The sequence below is a fragment of the Pseudomonas sp. 13B_3.2_Bac1 genome, from assembly GCF_025466205.1.
GTDB lineage: Bacteria > Pseudomonadota > Gammaproteobacteria > Pseudomonadales > Pseudomonadaceae > Aquipseudomonas > Aquipseudomonas fluorescens_H.
Map to the genome: position 1 here is coordinate 32,509 of NZ_JANLOG010000034.1, position 17,532 is coordinate 50,040.

At 61.0% G+C, this 17,532-nt stretch carries 19 protein-coding genes; 6 read left to right on the forward strand and 13 right to left on the reverse strand.

Translation table 11 applies throughout. The annotated features are described in order from the left end of the window. Positions 1–232: 232 nt before the first annotated feature. The 8 genes from murB to NTD85_RS05275 all read right to left on the reverse strand — a co-directional run bounded on the left by murB (position 233) and on the right by NTD85_RS05275 (position 7,076). Positions 233–1,252 carry a UDP-N-acetylmuramate dehydrogenase gene (gene murB, locus NTD85_RS05240; RefSeq protein WP_262141608.1) on the reverse strand — a complete coding sequence of 340 codons (1,020 nt, stop codon included), beginning with the start codon at positions 1,250–1,252 and terminating at the stop codon, positions 233–235. Continuing rightward, positions 1,249–1,713: a low molecular weight protein-tyrosine-phosphatase gene (locus NTD85_RS05245; RefSeq protein WP_103484744.1), complete on the reverse strand. Its 465-nt coding sequence runs from the start codon at positions 1,711–1,713 to the stop codon at positions 1,249–1,251. Before NTD85_RS05245 ends, murB begins: the two co-directional genes overlap by 4 nt. Beyond that, positions 1,713–2,477, reverse strand: coding sequence for a 3-deoxy-manno-octulosonate cytidylyltransferase (gene kdsB / locus NTD85_RS05250; protein WP_103522244.1), 765 nt, complete (start codon positions 2,475–2,477; stop codon positions 1,713–1,715). The genes NTD85_RS05245 and kdsB overlap by 1 nt, the downstream gene beginning before the upstream one ends. After that, positions 2,474–2,659 (reverse strand): Trm112 family protein, encoded by a 186-nt coding sequence (locus NTD85_RS05255; RefSeq protein WP_003179363.1) that lies wholly within the window; start codon positions 2,657–2,659, stop codon positions 2,474–2,476. The genes kdsB and NTD85_RS05255 overlap by 4 nt, the downstream gene beginning before the upstream one ends. 21 nt (positions 2,660–2,680) lie before the next feature. Beyond that, a complete protein-coding gene (gene lpxK / locus NTD85_RS05260; RefSeq protein ID WP_262141609.1) occupies positions 2,681–3,691 on the reverse strand; it encodes a tetraacyldisaccharide 4'-kinase in 1,011 nt (336 codons plus the stop codon). Then, the gene (locus NTD85_RS05265) at positions 3,691–4,119 is read right to left on the reverse strand and encodes an ExbD/TolR family protein (protein WP_027612340.1); all 429 of its coding nucleotides are present in this window, start codon (positions 4,117–4,119) and stop codon (positions 3,691–3,693) included. Before NTD85_RS05265 ends, lpxK begins: the two co-directional genes overlap by 1 nt. Beyond that, positions 4,116–4,751, reverse strand: coding sequence for a MotA/TolQ/ExbB proton channel family protein (locus NTD85_RS05270; RefSeq protein WP_003227083.1), 636 nt, complete (start codon positions 4,749–4,751; stop codon positions 4,116–4,118). The genes NTD85_RS05265 and NTD85_RS05270 overlap by 4 nt, the downstream gene beginning before the upstream one ends. Positions 4,752–4,862: 111 nt before the next feature. Next, on the reverse strand, positions 4,863–7,076 hold the full coding sequence (locus NTD85_RS05275; protein WP_262141611.1) for a DNA internalization-related competence protein ComEC/Rec2: 2,214 nt from the start codon (positions 7,074–7,076) through the stop codon (positions 4,863–4,865). 136 nt (positions 7,077–7,212) lie between these two features. On the opposite strand from NTD85_RS05275, the gene NTD85_RS05280 reads away from it, so the two are divergent. Next, positions 7,213–7,731, forward strand: a complete 519-nt coding sequence (locus tag NTD85_RS05280; RefSeq protein ID WP_003227088.1) for a DUF2062 domain-containing protein — start codon at positions 7,213–7,215, stop codon at positions 7,729–7,731. A gap of 80 nt (positions 7,732–7,811) precedes the next feature. Here NTD85_RS05280 and NTD85_RS05285 read toward each other — a convergent pair whose 3' ends face one another. The 4 genes from NTD85_RS05285 to NTD85_RS05300 all read right to left on the reverse strand — a co-directional run bounded on the left by NTD85_RS05285 (position 7,812) and on the right by NTD85_RS05300 (position 10,980). After that, entirely contained in the window at positions 7,812–8,591 is a 780-nt protein-coding gene (locus NTD85_RS05285; protein WP_003227090.1) for an ABC transporter permease, read from the reverse strand. Then, complete coding sequence (locus NTD85_RS05290; protein ID WP_003227092.1) at positions 8,588–9,520, reverse strand: ABC transporter ATP-binding protein; 933 nt, start codon at positions 9,518–9,520, stop codon at positions 8,588–8,590. Before NTD85_RS05290 ends, NTD85_RS05285 begins: the two co-directional genes overlap by 4 nt. Before the next feature lie 133 nt (positions 9,521–9,653). After that, positions 9,654–10,277: a glutathione S-transferase family protein gene (locus tag NTD85_RS05295; protein WP_262141612.1), complete on the reverse strand. Its 624-nt coding sequence runs from the start codon at positions 10,275–10,277 to the stop codon at positions 9,654–9,656. A 43-nt stretch (positions 10,278–10,320) separates the two neighbouring features. Continuing rightward, on the reverse strand, positions 10,321–10,980 hold the full coding sequence (locus NTD85_RS05300; protein WP_262141613.1) for a transglutaminase-like domain-containing protein: 660 nt from the start codon (positions 10,978–10,980) through the stop codon (positions 10,321–10,323). 248 nt (positions 10,981–11,228) lie between these two features. On the opposite strand from NTD85_RS05300, the gene NTD85_RS05305 reads away from it, so the two are divergent. Together NTD85_RS05305 and NTD85_RS05310 are read left to right on the forward strand one after the other, a co-directional pair. Beyond that, complete coding sequence (locus tag NTD85_RS05305) at positions 11,229–13,676, forward strand: acyl-CoA dehydrogenase (RefSeq protein WP_262141614.1); 2,448 nt, start codon at positions 11,229–11,231, stop codon at positions 13,674–13,676. Between the two features lie 89 nt (positions 13,677–13,765). Then, positions 13,766–14,173 (forward strand): PA2817 family protein, encoded by a 408-nt coding sequence (locus NTD85_RS05310; RefSeq protein ID WP_003227100.1) that lies wholly within the window; start codon positions 13,766–13,768, stop codon positions 14,171–14,173. Between the two features lie 106 nt (positions 14,174–14,279). Here the strand turns inward: NTD85_RS05310 and NTD85_RS05315 are convergent, their stop codons facing one another. Then, positions 14,280–15,278: a LysR family transcriptional regulator gene (locus NTD85_RS05315; protein WP_045122588.1), complete on the reverse strand. Its 999-nt coding sequence runs from the start codon at positions 15,276–15,278 to the stop codon at positions 14,280–14,282. Between the two features lie 90 nt (positions 15,279–15,368). Here NTD85_RS05315 and NTD85_RS05320 point away from each other — a divergent pair, with 90 nt between their 5' ends. The 3 genes from NTD85_RS05320 to NTD85_RS05330 all read left to right on the forward strand — a co-directional run bounded on the left by NTD85_RS05320 (position 15,369) and on the right by NTD85_RS05330 (position 17,496). After that, the gene (locus tag NTD85_RS05320) at positions 15,369–15,995 is read left to right on the forward strand and encodes a hypothetical protein (protein ID WP_103521103.1); all 627 of its coding nucleotides are present in this window, start codon (positions 15,369–15,371) and stop codon (positions 15,993–15,995) included. A gap of 90 nt (positions 15,996–16,085) precedes the next feature. After that, positions 16,086–16,856 (forward strand): 2OG-Fe(II) oxygenase, encoded by a 771-nt coding sequence (locus NTD85_RS05325; protein WP_262141615.1) that lies wholly within the window; start codon positions 16,086–16,088, stop codon positions 16,854–16,856. A 1-nt stretch (position 16,857) separates the two neighbouring features. Further along, entirely contained in the window at positions 16,858–17,496 is a 639-nt protein-coding gene (locus NTD85_RS05330) for a LysE family translocator (protein WP_003227106.1), read from the forward strand. Positions 17,497–17,532: the final 36 nt, after the last annotated feature.

Here is a 17,532-nt window from a genome sequence, read left to right on the forward strand (position 1 = left end):
AAGCGGGGCCGCTACGCGCCCCAGCGGGAGCAAGCTCCCTCGCCACGGGGTCATCGCTGACTGAGATGTAGTTGGCACAGGCTCTCTTGTGCCGACGCGAACGTCTGCACCGGGCCTTTGGTGGAGCAAATGACGGTTATCGTTAGCTGGCTAAGTTAACCCACCGTTAACAAAAAAGCCCTGCACTTTTTGCTCAGTGCAGGGCTTTGGATGGCGCCTGGAAAGCGTAGCCTCAATAACGGTTCGGCTCCATTTCCAGCTCGACATTGAAACGTTCGGCAATATCTTTCTGGATGCGTTGCGCCAGATCGAGCAATTGCAGGCCGGTCGCGGAGCCGTAGTTGACCAGCACCAGCGCCTGCAATTTATGCACGCCAGCATCGGCCTCACGGAAACCCTTCCAGCCAGCGCGCTCGATCAACCAGCCGGCGGCCAGCTTCATTTGCCCGTCCGCTTGCGCATAGGCCACCAGATCCGGGTGCTGCGCCTTGATCTGCTCGACCAGCGCCGCCGACACCAGCGGATTCTTGAAGAAACTGCCGGCATTGCCGAGCACCGCCGGATCCGGCAATTTTTCGCTGCGGATACTGCAGATCGCGCGACTGACGTCGGTGGGCGTTGGTTGCTCGATGCCCTGCTCGGTCAGGCGCTGACGCACCGGGCCGTATTCCAGATGCAGGTGGGCAACTCGATCAAGTTTGAAGCGCACCCGCAGGATCAGCCAACGCCCCGGCTGCTGCTTGAACAGGCTGTCGCGGTAGGCGAAGTTGCATTCTTCCAGGCTGAAGTCGCGCAGCTCGCCGGTCTGGCGATCCAGCGCGGTCAGCCCGGCGAACACATCCTTGATCTCGACGCCGTAGGCACCGATGTTCTGCATCGGCGCCGCGCCAACGGTGCCGGGAATCAGACTGAGGTTTTCCAGACCGGAAAAACCCAGCGCCAAGGTGTGTTGCACGAACGGATGCCACGGTTCGCCGGCTTCAGCCTCGATCACCACGTGGCTGCCGTCATCGCTGATCAGCCGAATGCCACGGCTGGCCATGCGCAGCACCAGCGCCGGGATATCAGCCGTCAGCAGCAGGTTGCTGCCGCCGCCGATCACCAGCAATGGCACGTCATGGGCAGTCGCATAGGCCAAGGCTTCGCGCACGTCGGCATCGCTGTGGGCCTCGGCGAACAACTGCGCACGCACGTCCACACCAAAACTGTTGAACGGTTTCAGCGAAATCTGGGGCTGCACCTGCAAACTCATAACCGGCCCTTCACTTCGATCAACAGTTGGTCACAGGCTGCTTCGATCAGATCCAGCACCTGCTCGAAACCCTGATCGCCGTCGTAGTACGGATCCGGCACTTCATCGACCACACCGGCATAACGGCGCAGGAACAGGTCAAGCTCGGCCTTGCCGGTGGACGGTTGCAGCGCCTTGAGGTTGCGCAGGTTGCTGTTGTCCATGGCCAGAATCAGGTCATAACTGGCGAAATCGGCACGGCTGACCTGCTGCGCACGTTGCGCCGACAGGTCATAACCACGCAGCTTGGCCGCAGCCTGGCTGCGCTTGTCCGGCGGATTGCCGACGTGCCAGTCACCGGTGCCGGCGGAGGCCACTTCGACCTGATCCGCCAGCCCCGCTTCGCGCAGTTTGCGGCGCAACACGCCTTCAGCGGTGGGCGAGCGGCAAATGTTGCCCAGGCACACGAACAGAACGCGCATCAGGCCTCCAGCAGGCGACGAACGCGCTCAAGATCTTCAGCGGTGTCGACACCGGTCGGCGGCGCGATCAACGCATCGGCCACATGAATCCGCACGCCGTGCCACAGAGCACGCAGTTGTTCGAGGGATTCAGTGTTTTCCAGCCAGCACGGGCCCCAGCTCACGAAGTCCTGAAGGAACCCGGCGCGGTAGGCATAAATGCCGATGTGACGACGGTACGGCACACCTTCCGGCAACTGCTGGCGATTTTTGGCGAACGCATCGCGGGCCCAGGGCAAGGTCGCGCGACTGAAGGTCAACGCCAGACCATTGAGGTCGCTGACGACCTTGACCACGTTCGGGTTGAACAGGGTTTCGACGTCTTCGATCGGCTCGGCCAGGGTGGCCATGCGCGCTTCGGTGTGGGCGGCGAGGTTGGCGGCAACCTGATCGATCACGCTTGGCGGGATCAGCGGCTCGTCACCCTGCACGTTGACCACGATCGCGTCAGGCTCGAGGCCCAGCTTGGCGGCGACTTCAGCCAGACGATCGGTGCCGGAATTGTGATCTTCACGGGTCAGCACCACTTCAGCGCCGAACGCCTTGCAGGCTTCGACGATGCGCGCATCGTCGGTCGCGACCACCACGCGGCTGGCGCTGCTTTTGCTCGCCTGTTCCCAGACATGCTGGATCATCGGCTTGCCGGCGATATCCAGCAGCGGTTTGCCCGGCAGGCGGGTCGAGGCGTAACGCGACGGAATGACAACAGTGAAAGCAGTGGTCATTTATCCAGACGCTCGTCAGTGGTCAGGGTACGCGCTTCGCTTTCGAGCATCACCGGGATGCCGTCGCGGATCGGATAGGCCAGGCCGGCGCCCTTGCTGATCAATTCGGTCTTGTCGGCGCTGAGCTTGAGCGGGCCTTTGCAGACCGGGCACGCGAGGATGTCGAGCAATTTGGTGTCCATGAACATTCCCTGGATAAAGAGTTAAGGCAAAAGACGATCGGGCAACAGGCGCATCAACTGGGTGTCGAACCAGGCCACGAAGGCCGGTGACGGCACGGCATCGACGGCCAGATACCACCAGTCGTCTGCTGCGAAGGCACGGCACTTCACCGCGTCCTTTTCGGTCATCACCAACGGCAATGACGGTGTGAAATTCAAGGCCTGCACGCTGTATTCGGCGTGGTCGGCAAACGCATGGGGGACTGCTCGCCAGTCTAGCGCTTCGAGGGTATTGAAGAAACGTTGCGGATTGCCGATCCCGGCCACTGCGTGCACCGCTTGACCAGGCGAAAAATGATCGAGCGGCTTGCGCTCGCCACTGCGCAGATTGACCAGCGCCGTCGCTTGCAGGCGAAACGCGAAGCCATCTTCGCGGTCCGCAGTGGCACCGTTGAACAGCACGCCATCGACGCTTTGCAGGCGTTCGATCGGCTCGCGCAACGGACCGGCCGGCAGGCAGCGCTGGTTGCCCAAACCACGGGCGGCGTCGATCAGCACCAGCTCCAGATCCCGCGCCATGCGGTAATGCTGCATGCCGTCATCCGACAGGATCAGGTCCAGCGGTTCACTGGCGAGCAAGGCTTTGACCGCCGCGCTGCGATCAGGGTCGATCATCAGTGGCACGCCGGTGCGCTGCACGATCAACAGCGGCTCGTCGCCCGCGATCTCGGCGCTCTGCTCAGCGGAGACCCGCCACGGCAGTTGCGGCGGTTTGGCGCCATAACCTCGGCTGACCACACCAACCCGCAGACCGGCGCGTCGGCAATGCTCGATCAGCCACAAAATCATTGGCGTCTTGCCGGTGCCACCGACGGTGATGTTGCCGACCACGATCAACGGCACCGGTGGCTGATAGATCTGGCCTTCACCGTCGAGAAAACGCTGACGCTTGTTGACCACCACGCGGCGGTAGAGCATTTCCAGCGGCCGCAGCAGCGTCAGGGCCGGATGCCCCTGATACCACGCGGCGAGCAAACGATCGGACAGGCTCATCAGGATTTGGGCGCCGCCTCGACCGTGGTCATGCGCAGATGGCTGAAACCGAGCTTGCCGGCCGCGTCCATGGCGGTGATCACCGATTGATGTTGGGTCTTGCCGTCGGCACTGATCGACAACGGCATGTTGGTGTCACCGTTGGCTTCTTTCTGCATGGCTTCCATCAGGGTTGCCAGGTCGTTCTTCGGCAGAATCTTGTTGTTCACCGAGAACACGCCTTCGGCGCTGATCGCGACATCCAGTTGCTTGAGCTGCTGGTCTTCGGCGGGCGAACCGCTGACCGATTCCGGCAGATCGACGCGCAACTGTGTCTCGCGGGTGAAGGTGGTGGTCACGACGAAAAACAGCAACAGGATGAACACCACGTCGATCAGCGACGCGAGGTTGATGTCGATCGTTTCCCGGGGTTTGCGACGGAATTTCACGCTTTGTCCCCGGCCAGATCGACGTCACGGTCGCCCTGCACCACTTCGACCAGTTTGATCGCTTCCTGCTCCATGCCCACCACCAGCTCATCGATGCGGCGCTGCAGGAAACGGTGGAAGAACACCGAAGGAATACCGACCATCAGGCCCGCCGCCGTGGTGATCAGCGCCTTGGAGATACCACCGGCCAATACCGAGGCGTTGGTGGTCATGCCGGAGCCGGTGAAGGCGCTGAAAATGTCGATCATGCCCAGTACCGTGCCCAACAGGCCCAGCAACGGCGACATGGCGGCAATCGTGCCCAGCGCGTTGACGTAGCGTTCGAGCTCGTGAATCACCCGCGCGGCGGCTTCTTCGATGCATTCCTTCATGATCTCGCGACCATGCTTGGAGTTGGCCAGGCCCGCGGCGAGGATTTCACCCAGCGGCGAATTGGCGCGCAGTTCCTTGAGTTTTTCTTTATTGAGCTGCTTGTCCTTGATCCAGACCCAGACCTGACCCAGCAGATGCTCGGGGGTGACGCGGCTGGCGCGCAGGGTCCACAGCCGCTCGGCGACAATCGCCATGGCCGCGATGGAACTCAGAATGATCGGCAACATCATCCAGCCGCCGGATTTGACCAATTCCCACACAGTGACAGTCCCCTCGAAAAAGTGCGCCACTTTACCATACCGGTTGGCGATTAAGACCCGATGCCCCGACGACCTGATGCCACATTCGGCGATCCCGCGATCAATGGTGTTTCAACGCCAGAAACGCCGTTGTTGACGCATCAGCCACGGCGCCTGAAAGCTGCCCAGGCGCAGCTGAATGGCGCCGTGCTGCGCGCTGTCGTAGATGCGCAGCCCTTGCTGACGATAACGCGCGAGCACCAGCGGGTGCGGATGACCGAACGAATTGCCCTGCCCCCGGGAGATCAGCACCGAATGCGGCTTCAATGCCCGAAGCAGCGCCATCGAGGAGGAACTGCGACTGCCATGGTGCGGCGCCTGCAGCCAGTGCGTCGGCACGGCCAGCGGACTGTCGAGCAGAACCCGTTCGGCGGCGATGTCGATATCGCCGGTCAGCAGCAGACGCTCGCCGTTGGCCTCGATCTGCAACACACAGGAGCGCTGATTGCTGTCATTGGCGGCCGACCATTGCCACAGCTGAAAACGGACCCCGTCCCACTGCCACTGCCGCCCGGTGTCACAGGCCTCGGCCCGCAGTATGGCGGGCAGGCCCGGCGGATCGCCGCTGATCACCCGCGTCACTTTCAAGCCCCGCGATACCGCCAGCGCACCACCGGCATGGTCGGCGTCGGCATGACTGAGCAGCATCAGATCGATGCGCTCGACCCCCAGTTTGTGCAGCGTCGGGAGCACCACTCGCTCGCCCAGATCGAAATCGCCGAAGCGTGGACCGGCGTCGTAGAGCAACGTGTGATGACGCGTACGGATCAGGATCGCCAGGCCCTGACCGACATCGAGCTGCCAGACATCGGCCAGCCCCTCGGCCACCCGCTCGCGAGGCGGCGCCACCAGAATCAGCAGCAACGGCCAGCCCAGCGGTCGTAATGGCACTCCGCGCGGCAACAGCAGCAAAAAGGCGCCGAGACTGCCGAGCAACAACGCCCACCACGGTAGCGACGGCGAGATCCACGCCGGCCAGGCCCCGGCAATCATCGACAAGCCGCGAAACAGCCAGTCGATCAAGCCACCCGCCAGCCACAGCAACCCCGCACCGACATAAGGCACCGGCAACAACAGCGTGCCGAGCAGCGCCGGTGGCAGCACCAACAGGCTTACCCACGGCACCGCCAACAGATTCGCCAGTGGTCCGCTGAGGCTGATCGGCAGATTCAGCGCCAGCAGCACCGGGCACAGACCCAGCGCGATCAGCCATTGCGCCCGCGTCCAGGTCTGCCACCATTTCCACGCACCGAGTCGACCACCGAAGGTGAAAATCAAAATCCCCACAGCGGCGAACGACAACCATAGACCGGGACGCAAACTGGCCAACGGGTCGAGCAACAGCACCGCATTCAACGCCAGTAACAGCGGCCACCACGCGCCGAGATGGCGAAATCGCAGACGCCACAGCAGTACCAGCCCGACCATCACACAGGCCCGTTGCACCGGCACATCAAACCCGGCAAGCAAGCCGTAACCGAGCGCCGCGGCAAACGCCAGCCCGCAGGCCCATGGCAGCCAGGGCCAACGCAGCGGCCACCAGCCGTAGCGCGCCAACCCGGCGACCAGCAGATACATCACCGCCGCCAACATCCCGATGTGTTGGCCGGAAATCACCAGCAGATGCACGGTGCCGGTGTCCTGCAGGATCTGCCAGTCCTCGCGACTGAGCCCGGAGCCATCACCCAGCACCAGCGCCGCCAATGCACCAGCCCGCCCTTGTGCATCGACTGCCAGCAAGCGCTGGCGAATGCCGTCGCGCCACGCCCAGTTTGCCTCGGCAAGGCGCTGACCATCCTTGATCGTACCCGTCGCGCCGATGCGTTGCGCCAGCAGCCAGGCTTCGTAATCGAAGGCATCGGGATTGAGCAAACCGCCGGGGCGCTTGAGTTTCACTGCCAGACGCCAGCGCTCGCCACTTTTGACCGCTGGCCCGGCGTACCACGCCAGACGCATCAACGACGGCAGCTTGTCGTGGCGCGAGCGGGCATCGGCCAACTCGAAACGCACCACGCCCTCGCTGGTTTGCGGCAAGCCGACCACCCGCCCCTCGACCCAGCGGGTTTCACCGTCAAGTTGCGCCGGTAATCGCTCATCCAGCGCCCACTGCGCACTGACGCAAGCCCAAGTGAAACCGAACAGCAGAAATGCCAAGGGATAGCTGCGAAACGGCAGCAACATCAGCCCCACCATGGGCAACAACATCATCAACCCGACCGGCGGTAAAACCGGCAAAAAACCTGCAACCAGCAAACCGGCTGCCAGCGCCATCATCCCTGTGCGCATAAGCCTGTCCTTGAGAGTCCCCTCACTAGGCTTAGCTGGCGTGGAGCACAAGCGTCGTCAACAATTGTCACAAAGTCTGAATGGGCGCTTCGTAGAATCCAGACATACTTGCCGCCTTAACCGACCGAGAAGCCTTATGCCCCGGCGCTTATTCAAACGTTACATGCCCGACCCGACGAGCATCAGGGAACACAAATCCTTACGCTTTCTCGGCAAGTTGCTGCATGACCCGAACCTCTGGCACCTCAATCGTCACTCGGTGGCCCGGGCGATGGCCGTCGGCCTGTTCGCCGCGTTCCTGCCGATTCCGGCGCAGATGCTGGTAGCCGCCGCACTGGCGATCACCGTGCGCGGCAATATGCCGATTGCCGTCAGCCTCGTGTGGCTGACCAACCCGATCACCATGCCGGCGGTATTTTTCTGCACTTATCAGGCCGGGGCCTGGTTGATGAATGTGCCTGCCCGTACCCTGCCCGATTCGTTGACCTGGGAATGGGTCAGCGGAGAGCTCTCGACCATGTGGCAGCCGTTTTTGCTGGGGTCGGTGGTATGCGGACTGCTACTCGGCATCCTCGCCTACTTCACGGTGATGCTCTATTGGCGCTGGTGGGTGGCGCGGCAATGGGCGCGGCGCAAGAAAAACCGCATGCGCTGAATGCAAAACGGCCTCCGCAGTGGGAGGCCGTTTAGTTTTGTGTTGTCTGCATTCGCGAGCAGGCTCGCTCCCACACTGGATCAGGTCCGCATCCCGCGCCCACTCACCAGCAACCGCGCACAACCGAGATACAACACCACCGTCGCCACCAGCATGAAGGTGATCGCGATGCCGATCCGGATATCCGACACGCCAAGAATGCCGTAACGGAATGCGTTGACCATGTGCAGCACCGGGTTGGCCAGCGACACGGTCTGCCAGAACGGCGGCAGCAAGGTGATCGAGTAGAACACGCCACCGAGGTAGGTCAGCGGGGTCAGCACAAACGTCGGGATGATCGAAATGTCATCGAAGTTGCGCGCAAACACCGCGTTGATGAAGCCCAGCAGCGAGAAGATCGTCGCGGTCAGGATCACCACCAGCAAGGTCACGCCGAGGTGATGCACCTGCAGATGGGTGAAAAACAGCGACAGGATCGTCACGATGACCCCGACCATCAAGCCACGCAGCACGCCGCCAACGGTGTAGCCGATCAGGATGGTGTGCGGCGACACCGGCGAGACCATCAGTTCCTCGATGGAACGCTGGAACTTACTGCCGAAGAAGCTCGACACCACGTTGCCGTAGGAGTTGGTGATCACCGACATCATGATCAGCCCCGGCACGATGTACTCCATGTAGGTGAAGCCACCCATGTCGCCGATCTGCCGACCAATCAGGTTACCGAAGATCACGAAATACAAAACCATGGTAATCGCCGGCGGCAGCAGCGTCTGCGGCCAGATCCGGGTAAAGCGGCGGACTTCCCGATACACGATGGTATTGAGGGCGACGAGGTTGGGACGGAACTCGGAACTCATACCGCCACCTTCGACAGATTCTTCTCTACCAGAGACACGAACAGCTCCTCGAGGCGATTGGTTTTGTTACGCAGGCTCAGCACTTCGATGTTCTGCTGCGCCAACTGGGTAAACAGCGCGGTGATACCCATGGATTTGTCGACCTGGACTTCCAGGGTATGGCCATCGAGCAACCGGGCGGGATAGCCGAGCAATTGCGGCGCGGCGTTCAAGTCGTTTTTCAGATCCAGCAGGAAGGTTTCGACGTGCAACTGGCCCAGCAGCTGTTTCATGCTGGTGTTCTCGACAATGGTGCCGTGGTCGATGATGCCGATGTTGCGGCACAGCTGCTCAGCCTCTTCCAGATAGTGCGTGGTGAGGATGATGGTGATGCCTTTCTGGTTCAGCTCGGTGAGGAACGTCCACATCGAGCGACGCAGTTCGATGTCGACGCCAGCGGTCGGCTCATCGAGGATCAGCAGGCGCGGCTCATGCACCAGGGCGCGGGCGATCATCAGTCGGCGCTTCATGCCGCCGGACAGCGAGCGCGAGGGCACATCGCGCTTGTCCCACAGGCCGAGCTGGGTCAGGTACTGTTCGGCGCGCTCCTTGGCGATTTTCGCCGGAATGCCGTAGTAACCGGCCTGGGTCACGACGATGTCGAAAGTCTTTTCGAACTGGTTGAAGTTGAACTCCTGGGGCACCACGCCGATCGAGCGCTTGAGCGCGGCGGGGTTCTTGTCCAGGTCGTGACCGAAGATGTTCACCGTGCCGCTGGTCTTGTTGACCAGGGTCGAGAGAATGCCGATGGTCGTGGATTTGCCAGCGCCGTTAGGGCCGAGCAAGGCGAAAAAGTCACCTTCGGCGACGTCCAGATCGATACCACTCAAGGCCTGGAACCCGTTGCCGTAGGTTTTGGTTAGCTGCCGGATGGACAGAGCGGAACTCATATCGGATTTACGCACCAAGAAGGGAAGAAGAGGAAAGATTGGGCCGGGCGGCGGACAAAACAACCACGGCGCGTGAACGCAATGGTGCTTGCCGCCGCCACACAAGTACAGTCAAGTGTGTCGATAGTTATTATCAAGTCAACGCGGTCATGACCGCTTTCTGATACGCCGGACGCTGCTTCAACCGTGCATACCAGGCTTCCAGATGCGGCTGCGAGGCACGCTCGATGGGCATCTCGAACCAGGCATAAATGAAACTGCCCAGCGGAATATCGCCCATGCCGATATCGCTGCCGGACAGATACGGCTGGCGGGCGAGGGCCTGATCGGCCATGGACAGCAGCGCTGTGCACTCCTTGATCGCCGCGTTGATCGCCGGCCAGTCCTGCTTGTCTGCCGGTGTGCGCAATACGCCCCAGAACACCGTGCGAAACGGTCCGGCAAAACTGGAGGTGGTCCAGTCCATCCACTTGTCCGCGATGGCCCGGGCCTGCGGGTCTGCCGAGTACCACGCAGTGTCTGGCGCATGTTTGGCCAGCAGATAACGCACGATGGCGTTGGATTCCCACAGCACGAAGCCGTCGTCCTCGATCACTGGTATCCGACCGTTCGGGTTCATCGCCCGATATTCGGGCGTGTCTACCACACCGAAGGCACCACCGGCGTCAATCGCCTCGTAGGCCAGGCCAAGCTCTTCGGCGGCCCACAGTGGTTTCCTGACATTCGATGAGTTTTTCCGTCCCCAGATCTTCAGCATGACCGCCTCTTTTCCAATGCGTGGGCAAGCAGCATACGCCGGATCAGGCACGGCTCAAATCACTCTGCAGATCGCCCAGCACCGTCGCCCCGTGTTCGCCGAACAGATGCGGGTAGCACTTTTCCAGGTGTTCGAAAAAGAATCGCTCCGGCACATCGGCGAACTGGCCGTGATCGACCAGATATTCCATCAGCAGCGCGCCATCACGGTTATACGGGTGGAAAACGCTGTCGTTGATCCCGTCGAACTCCAGCGGCGCAACGTTGAACAATTCGCAGAGCTTCTGGTTGAAAGCCGGTGTGGCCTTGACCCAGCGCTCGTTGAGAAACAACTCGGTGTAGCCGTGCATGGCGAACACATCGCTGCGCAACAGCTCCAGCAAACGCGGGGTCGACAGGTGATTCCTGACGTCGGCCAGACCAATGCGCGCGGGAATGCCGCAATGCCGCGCACACCCGGCGAGCAAAGTGGCCTTGGGCACGCAATAACTTTCCCCGGCCCCCAGCGCGTAACTGCCACACAAGGTCTGCGGGTCGAGGCTGAAGGTATACGGGTTGTAGCGCACCGCTTCACGCACGGCGTAATAGAGACTGATCGCCTGCGCGAGCGGGTCGCGGCTGGCACCCCGGTGCTGTTCGGCGAACTCCACCACCGCCGGGTGGTCACTATCGATGAAGCGGCCGGGACTCAGATACTCGCGCATGACGATGTTCTCCTGGGTGAGTCCCGAGTCTAGCGACAGCTCAAGCACAGAGATAACGACGTTTCGGCCAAACATGGACGCAAAGACGCGGGAACGGCGAACGATTTCCCACGGATGTTGCCCACCGAACCTACGAAAACCATCCGGGGTTTCCCACAAGTTCAATCACCATGTTCTGACCAACCCGTTTTACAGATGCCGTCTAAGCTCTGGAGGGTCGGTTTGCCCTGGTTCACGGAGGATTACATATGCTGTTGTTGTGGATACTGGTTCTGATCGTCGGTGTGGCGTACCTCGCCCACCGTCGCATCGCCCCCCTGCCCGCGTTGGGTATCGTCGCCATTTACCTGCTGGCGATGGGCATTTTCAGCCATGCTCCGGGCTGGTTGCTGTTGGTGTTCTGGGTCGTGCTCGCAGCGGTTGCCGCGCCTTTGCTGCTGCCTGACCTGCGCCGCAAACACTTCACCGCGCCGCTGTTCAACTGGTTCCAGAAAACCCTGCCGCCGATGTCGCAGACCGAGCGCGACGCGATCGATGCCGGTACCGTCTGGTGGGACGGTGAACTGTTCAGCGGACGTCCGGACTGGGACAAACTGCTGTCCTATCCGAAAGCGCAACTGAGCGAAGAGGAACAAGCCTTCATCGACGGTCCGACCGAAGAACTCTGCGCAATGGTCACTGACTGGCAGATCGGCCAGTCGATGGATCTGCCACCCGAAGCCTGGAGCCACATCAAGGAGCACGGCTTCTTCGCCCTGATCATTCCCAAGGAGTTCGGCGGCAAGGGCTTTTCCGCCTACGCCCACTCGCAAGTGGCGATGAAACTCGCGACCCGCAGCGGCGACCTCGCCTCGACGGTGATGGTGCCCAACTCCCTCGGCCCGGCCGAACTGCTGCTGCATTACGGCACCGACGAGCAACGCAATCACTACCTGCCGCGGCTGGCCCGCGGCGACGACATTCCGTGCTTCGCCCTCACCGGCCCGCTGGCCGGCTCCGATGCCGGCGCCATGCCGGACACCGGGATCATCTGCAAAGGTGAATGGGAAGGCCAGGAAGTCATCGGCCTGCGCCTGAACTGGGAAAAACGCTACATCACCCTCGGCCCGGTCGCGACCCTGCTGGGCCTGGCCTTCAAGGCCTACGACCCGGAGCATCTGCTGGGCGACAAGGAAGACCTCGGTATCAGCCTGGCGCTGATTCCTACCGATACCGCCGGCGTGCAAATCGGTCGTCGTCACCTGCCACTGGGTGCCGCTTTCATGAACGGCCCGAACTCGGGCAAAGACGTGTTCATTCCGCTGGACTTCCTCATCGGCGGCCAGGAAATGCTCGGCAAGGGCTGGATGATGCTGATGAACTGCCTGTCCGTCGGGCGTTCGATTTCGCTGCCTGCAGTCGGCACTGGCGCGGCCAAGTTCACCAGCCTGGTGACCGGTCAGTACGCGCAGATTCGTGAACAGTTCAACGTCCCGCTGTCGGCCTTCGAAGGCATTCAGGAAGCGATGGCGCGCATCGGCGGCAACGCCTGGATGATGGACGCGGCGCGCATGCTGACTGCCAACGCGGTGGATCTGGGTGAGAAACCGTCGGTGCTGTCGGCGATCCTCAAGTACCACCTGACCGAACGCGGCCGCGAGTGCATCAGCCACGCCATGGATGTGCACGGCGGCAAGGCGATCATCATGGGGCCGAAAAATTACCTCGGTCGTAGCTGGAACGGCGCGCCGATCTTCATCACCGTGGAAGGCGCGAACATCCTCTCGCGCAACTTGATGATCTTCGGTCAGGGCGCGATCCGCTGCCATCCTTTCGTCCTCAAGGAAATGGCCCTCGCCGGCCGCGAGGACAAGGACCAGGCACTGAAAGAGTTCGATGGCCTGCTGCTCAAGCACATCGGCTTTGCCGTTGGCAACGCGGCCAGCACCCTGGTGCTGAACCTGGGCTTCGGCCACCTCGAACATGCGCCTGGGGACAAGATCAGTCAGGGCTACTTCCGCGCACTCAACCGTCAGGCCGCAGCATTTGCCATGCTCGCCGACTTCAGCATGATGTTGCTGGGCGGCGAACTGAAACGTCGCGAACGCCTGTCCGCGCGTCTGGGCGATGTATTGAGCAACCTGTATCTGGCCTCGGCCGCGCTCAAGCGTTATCACGACCTGGATTCGCCGGCGCATATGGAGCCGTTGTTCCGTTGGGCCATGGAAGAAAGCCTCGGTCAGTCGGAACGAGCGCTGGATGAACTGCTGAGCAACTTCCCGAACAAAGTGTTCGGCTATCTGTTGCGAGTAATCGTGTTCCCGTTCGGTCGTCGCCACAAAGGCCCTTCGGACAAACTGGGCGCCGAAGTGGCAGCGGTGATCGGTCGCGCCAAAGGCGATCCGACCCTCGAAGAATTGCTCGCCGGCTGCTATCGCCCGCAGTCTGCCGACGATGCCGTCGGTGCCCTGCAACACGCCAGCGATCTGCTGACTGCCGCGCAACCGCTGCACAAGAAACTGCACACGGCACTGAAAAGCGGTCAGGTCAAACCGGTGGCTGGCGAACACGCCATCGACGCTGCGCTGGAGGCCGGGGTGTTGCAAGCGGCGGAAGCGCAGACCCTGCGCGATGCCGAAGCGGCACGGCGCAAGGTGATCGACGTCGATGATTTCGACAAGGAAGAGCTGAAGCTGGCTGAGGGTAAAGTCCGCTGATACTGACGACCGTGTAGCTGTTTATTTATGAAAAACGGGCGCGAGAGCTTTATACTCCCGCGCCCGTTTTGCTCTTGAGGACTTATCTCGTGTCCAACGTCGTTGCCGATCATCTTGTTTTGCTCGACCATCTGCGCAGTATCCTGGTCGCCGTAGGTGAGGCCGAACAGGTTCCCGAAGAAAGCCATGCCTTGTTCCTGGAGCGCTTCGACGAACTGCTGGCGTCCCTGCCGATCGACCCGATCGAAAGCCAGTACCTGGGCCAGGACATCCTGACCCAAGTGATTACCCGTTATCCGCAAATTGCCCACCTGATTCCACGGGATCTGCTCTGGTTCTTCGCCGGCGACTGCCTGCACTATCTGTCTGATGAAGAAATCGATCTGTATCAGGCACTGGAAGAACGTCGCTACGAAGCCGAACAGAACGACGAACCGTTCGACTGGAATCAGGAAAAACAGCTGATGGCGATGTCTGCTCAGGACAGCAAGCACTGATTTAATGGTTTGAAGATCAAAAGATCGCAGCCTGCGGCAGCTCCTACACAGATCTCGTGTACGCACGTTCAATGTAGGAGCTGCCGCAGGCTGCGATCTTTTGCTTTTAAAGCAGCCCCTCGCTCTCCGGTAATTCATACGCCATCGCCAGATTATTCGGCGCCCCCGCCTTCCCCGGCTTGCTCAACGTCGGCTCCTTCTCCAGGCACTCCACCAGATAATCGATGAATACCCGCAGCTTCGGCGGCAGGTAACGCGTCGGCGAATGCAGCAACCACAGCCCACCGTGATACGAAGCCAGGAACGTCCATTCCGGCAGCACCTGCACAATCAACTTCTGCTCCAGCGCATAACGCGCGGTGAAGTACGGCAGGCTGCCGATACCGATGTGCTGCAACACTGCTCCCAGCCGCACGCCGGTATGGTTGGCGGCATAGCGGCCACGCACGCCGACGGTCACCGCTTTACTGCCCTTCTTGAATTTCCAGCGTGCATCGCTCGGGGTTTCCCCCAGATAGATGCAACTGTGATCAAGCAGGTCATGCGGATGGGTCGGCGTGCCGTGTTCGGCCAGGTATTGCGGAGTGGCGCAGAGCAAATGGTCGATGGTCAGCAACTGCCGCCCGACCAGCCCGGCCGGTGGTCGATCAGTGATGCGAATCGCCAGATCGACATGATCGTCAATCAAATCAACCTGCCGGTCTTCCAGCAGCAACTCGACATCGACCTTGGGATAACGCCGCAGAAACTCGGGCATGTGCGGATGAATCACGAAACGCCCGACCGCTTTCGGCACACTGACCCGCACCAGCCCTTCTGCCTCATGGGTGAACTGCCCGCTGATCTCCATCACCGATTTGGCGGCGCTGACCATCTCCTGACAGCGCTTGAACACTTCCTCGCCACCGTCACTCAAGCGCAATTTGCGGGTGGTGCGCTGCAGCAAACGCGTGGCCAGGGCCTTTTCCAGCCGGGAAATGCTGCGACTGATCGCCGACGGCGACGAACCGAGTTGGCGGGCAGCCTCGGAGAAACTGCCGGTCTCTACGACCTTGACGAAGATCGCCATTTCACCGAGCAGTGGCAGCGGTAGATTGATGCTCACAGCGCACAAGTCCTTTGATGTTTGAACGGATTATCACGTTATTGCACGATTCATATAATAAAAATAGAAACTTTAATAAGGGCATGGAATATGACGCTTCGCCTCTTTTTCCATAGTGATGACCTCAAGGCCAATGTGGAAGTCCTCGACTGCACGCCCCATGAGAACGAATTTGCCGTGGTGCTGCGCGCCACCCTGTTTCACCCGCAAGGCGGTGGTCAGCCTTGTGATACCGGCATGATCGGCGAAAGCCAGGTGCTGCGCGTGGTGCAGGAACCCGACCGGATCGTGCATTACGTCGATCGTCCGGTGAAACTGGGCATGACCTGTATTCACGTCGATGAACAACGTCGCCGCTACAACACCCGCATGCATTCTGCCGGGCATTTGATCGGGCATTTCGTCCAGGCCATGGGCTGGACACCAATCAAGGCGCACCACTGGCCAGACGAAGGCCGGGTGCAGTTCAAACCGGGCGATGCCGCTCAGGAACTCGACGCACCAACCGTTCAACACGGAATAAGTCAGTGGATCGAGCACGATCTGCCGCGCCTGACCTCGCTGCGCGAGGGCGCGCGGGAAATTGGTTTTGGCGAACTGCCGGCCTACGGTTGCGGTGGCACCCATGTACGCAGCCTGAAGGATTTGGGCACAGTCACGATCGCCTCCCTTTCGCAGAAGAAAGGCACGTTATCCGTCCACTACAGCGTGGATTAAGCATCTCGGGCGTTGCGCCACGCAGCGTCCGACGCCGGGGGAACCGCATTCGCTGGTTCCGTTGACTATCGATAGATGGACCTAAAAACAATGATGCTAGACGTCGAGCGTCTCGATGAGACGTGCATAAAAAAACTGGCCAACGAAGAAGTCCTCGCCATCCGCGTCAAAGGCTTTTTGCCCGAGCCGCTGGCGATCCAGATTGGCGACAAGATTCTGGCTCCGGGCTTCGAGGGCTACATCAACGCGCCGAGCATCGGCCGGATCGGCATGGCGTTTTACGAGGCGGAAAACCAGCCGTTGCTGATCGAGGACTACTTCGAACGCGCCGCCAGTAACATCGCCGAACTGCGCGAGCGTTGTGCGCCCTACTCCTCGCCGGTCGACACCCTGCGCTGCATGCTCGATGAGTCATGGCCGGCCGGTGCCCATCTGGAAAACCTCTACGGCCGCAAGATGTACGTCGGCCTGTCACGGGTGGTTAAACCCGGCGTGTGCTTTCTTGCCCATCACGACATTTTCGCCAAAGACGCCCCGGACAGCTTTCAGGCCCGCAGCCTGGAGGCGCAGTTCGCCTGCAACGTCTACCTGAACATGCCGACCGAAGGCGGCGCGCTGCAGATGTGGGACGCCGACATCACCCCGGATCAGTTCGACGAGATGCGCGGTGACAGTTACGGCATCGACCCGGCGCTGCTCGGCCCACCGACCCTTGAAGTGCGGCCGCAACCGGGAGATTTCATCATGTTCAATTCGCGCTGCATGCACTCGGTCACCCCGGGCGTGGCGGATCCGCGACTGAGCCTTTCGTTCTTTGTCGGCTATCGCGGCAATGCTTCACCCCTGACCTTCTGGAGCTGAGATGTTATCGAACTACCTGGGCGAGTTTCTGGCGCTGGCCACCATTCACTTTCTGGCCGTGGTCGCTCCCGGCCCGGACTTCGCTGTCACCATCCGCCAGAGCGTACGCTTCGGCCGACTGGTGGGGATCTGCACCGCACTGGGGATCGGCGCCGGAATTTCCGTGCACGTTCTCTACACGTTGCTCGGCGTTGGCGCTCTGATGCACACCACACCGTGGTTGCTGACGGTGGCCAAGGTGATCGGTGGGGCGTACATCTTTTACCTCGGCATCAGCCTGATTCGCAGTAAACCGAAAACCACGCTTGAGGGCGAGAAAAGCACGGACGAACCACTGGTCGAGCAGTCGCTGTTCAAGGCGTTCAGCACCGGTTTTCTGACCAATGCCACCAACCCCAAGGCCACGCTGTTTTTCCTGGCGATCTTCACCACCATCATCAGCGCCAGCACCCCGCTGGAAATCCAGGCGCTGTACGGGGTGTGGATGTGCTTCGTGAATGCGCTGTGGTTTGTGATCGTCGCGCTGTTTTTTTCCAGCAGCCGGGTACGGACCCTGTTCATGCGCATGGGCCATTGGTTCGAACGCAGCATGGGCGTGATCCTGATTCTGTTCGCCGGCAGGCTGGTGCTGTCGATGTAAAAGCCGCGTTCAAAGCAAAGGCCCGATCGGTTGAAC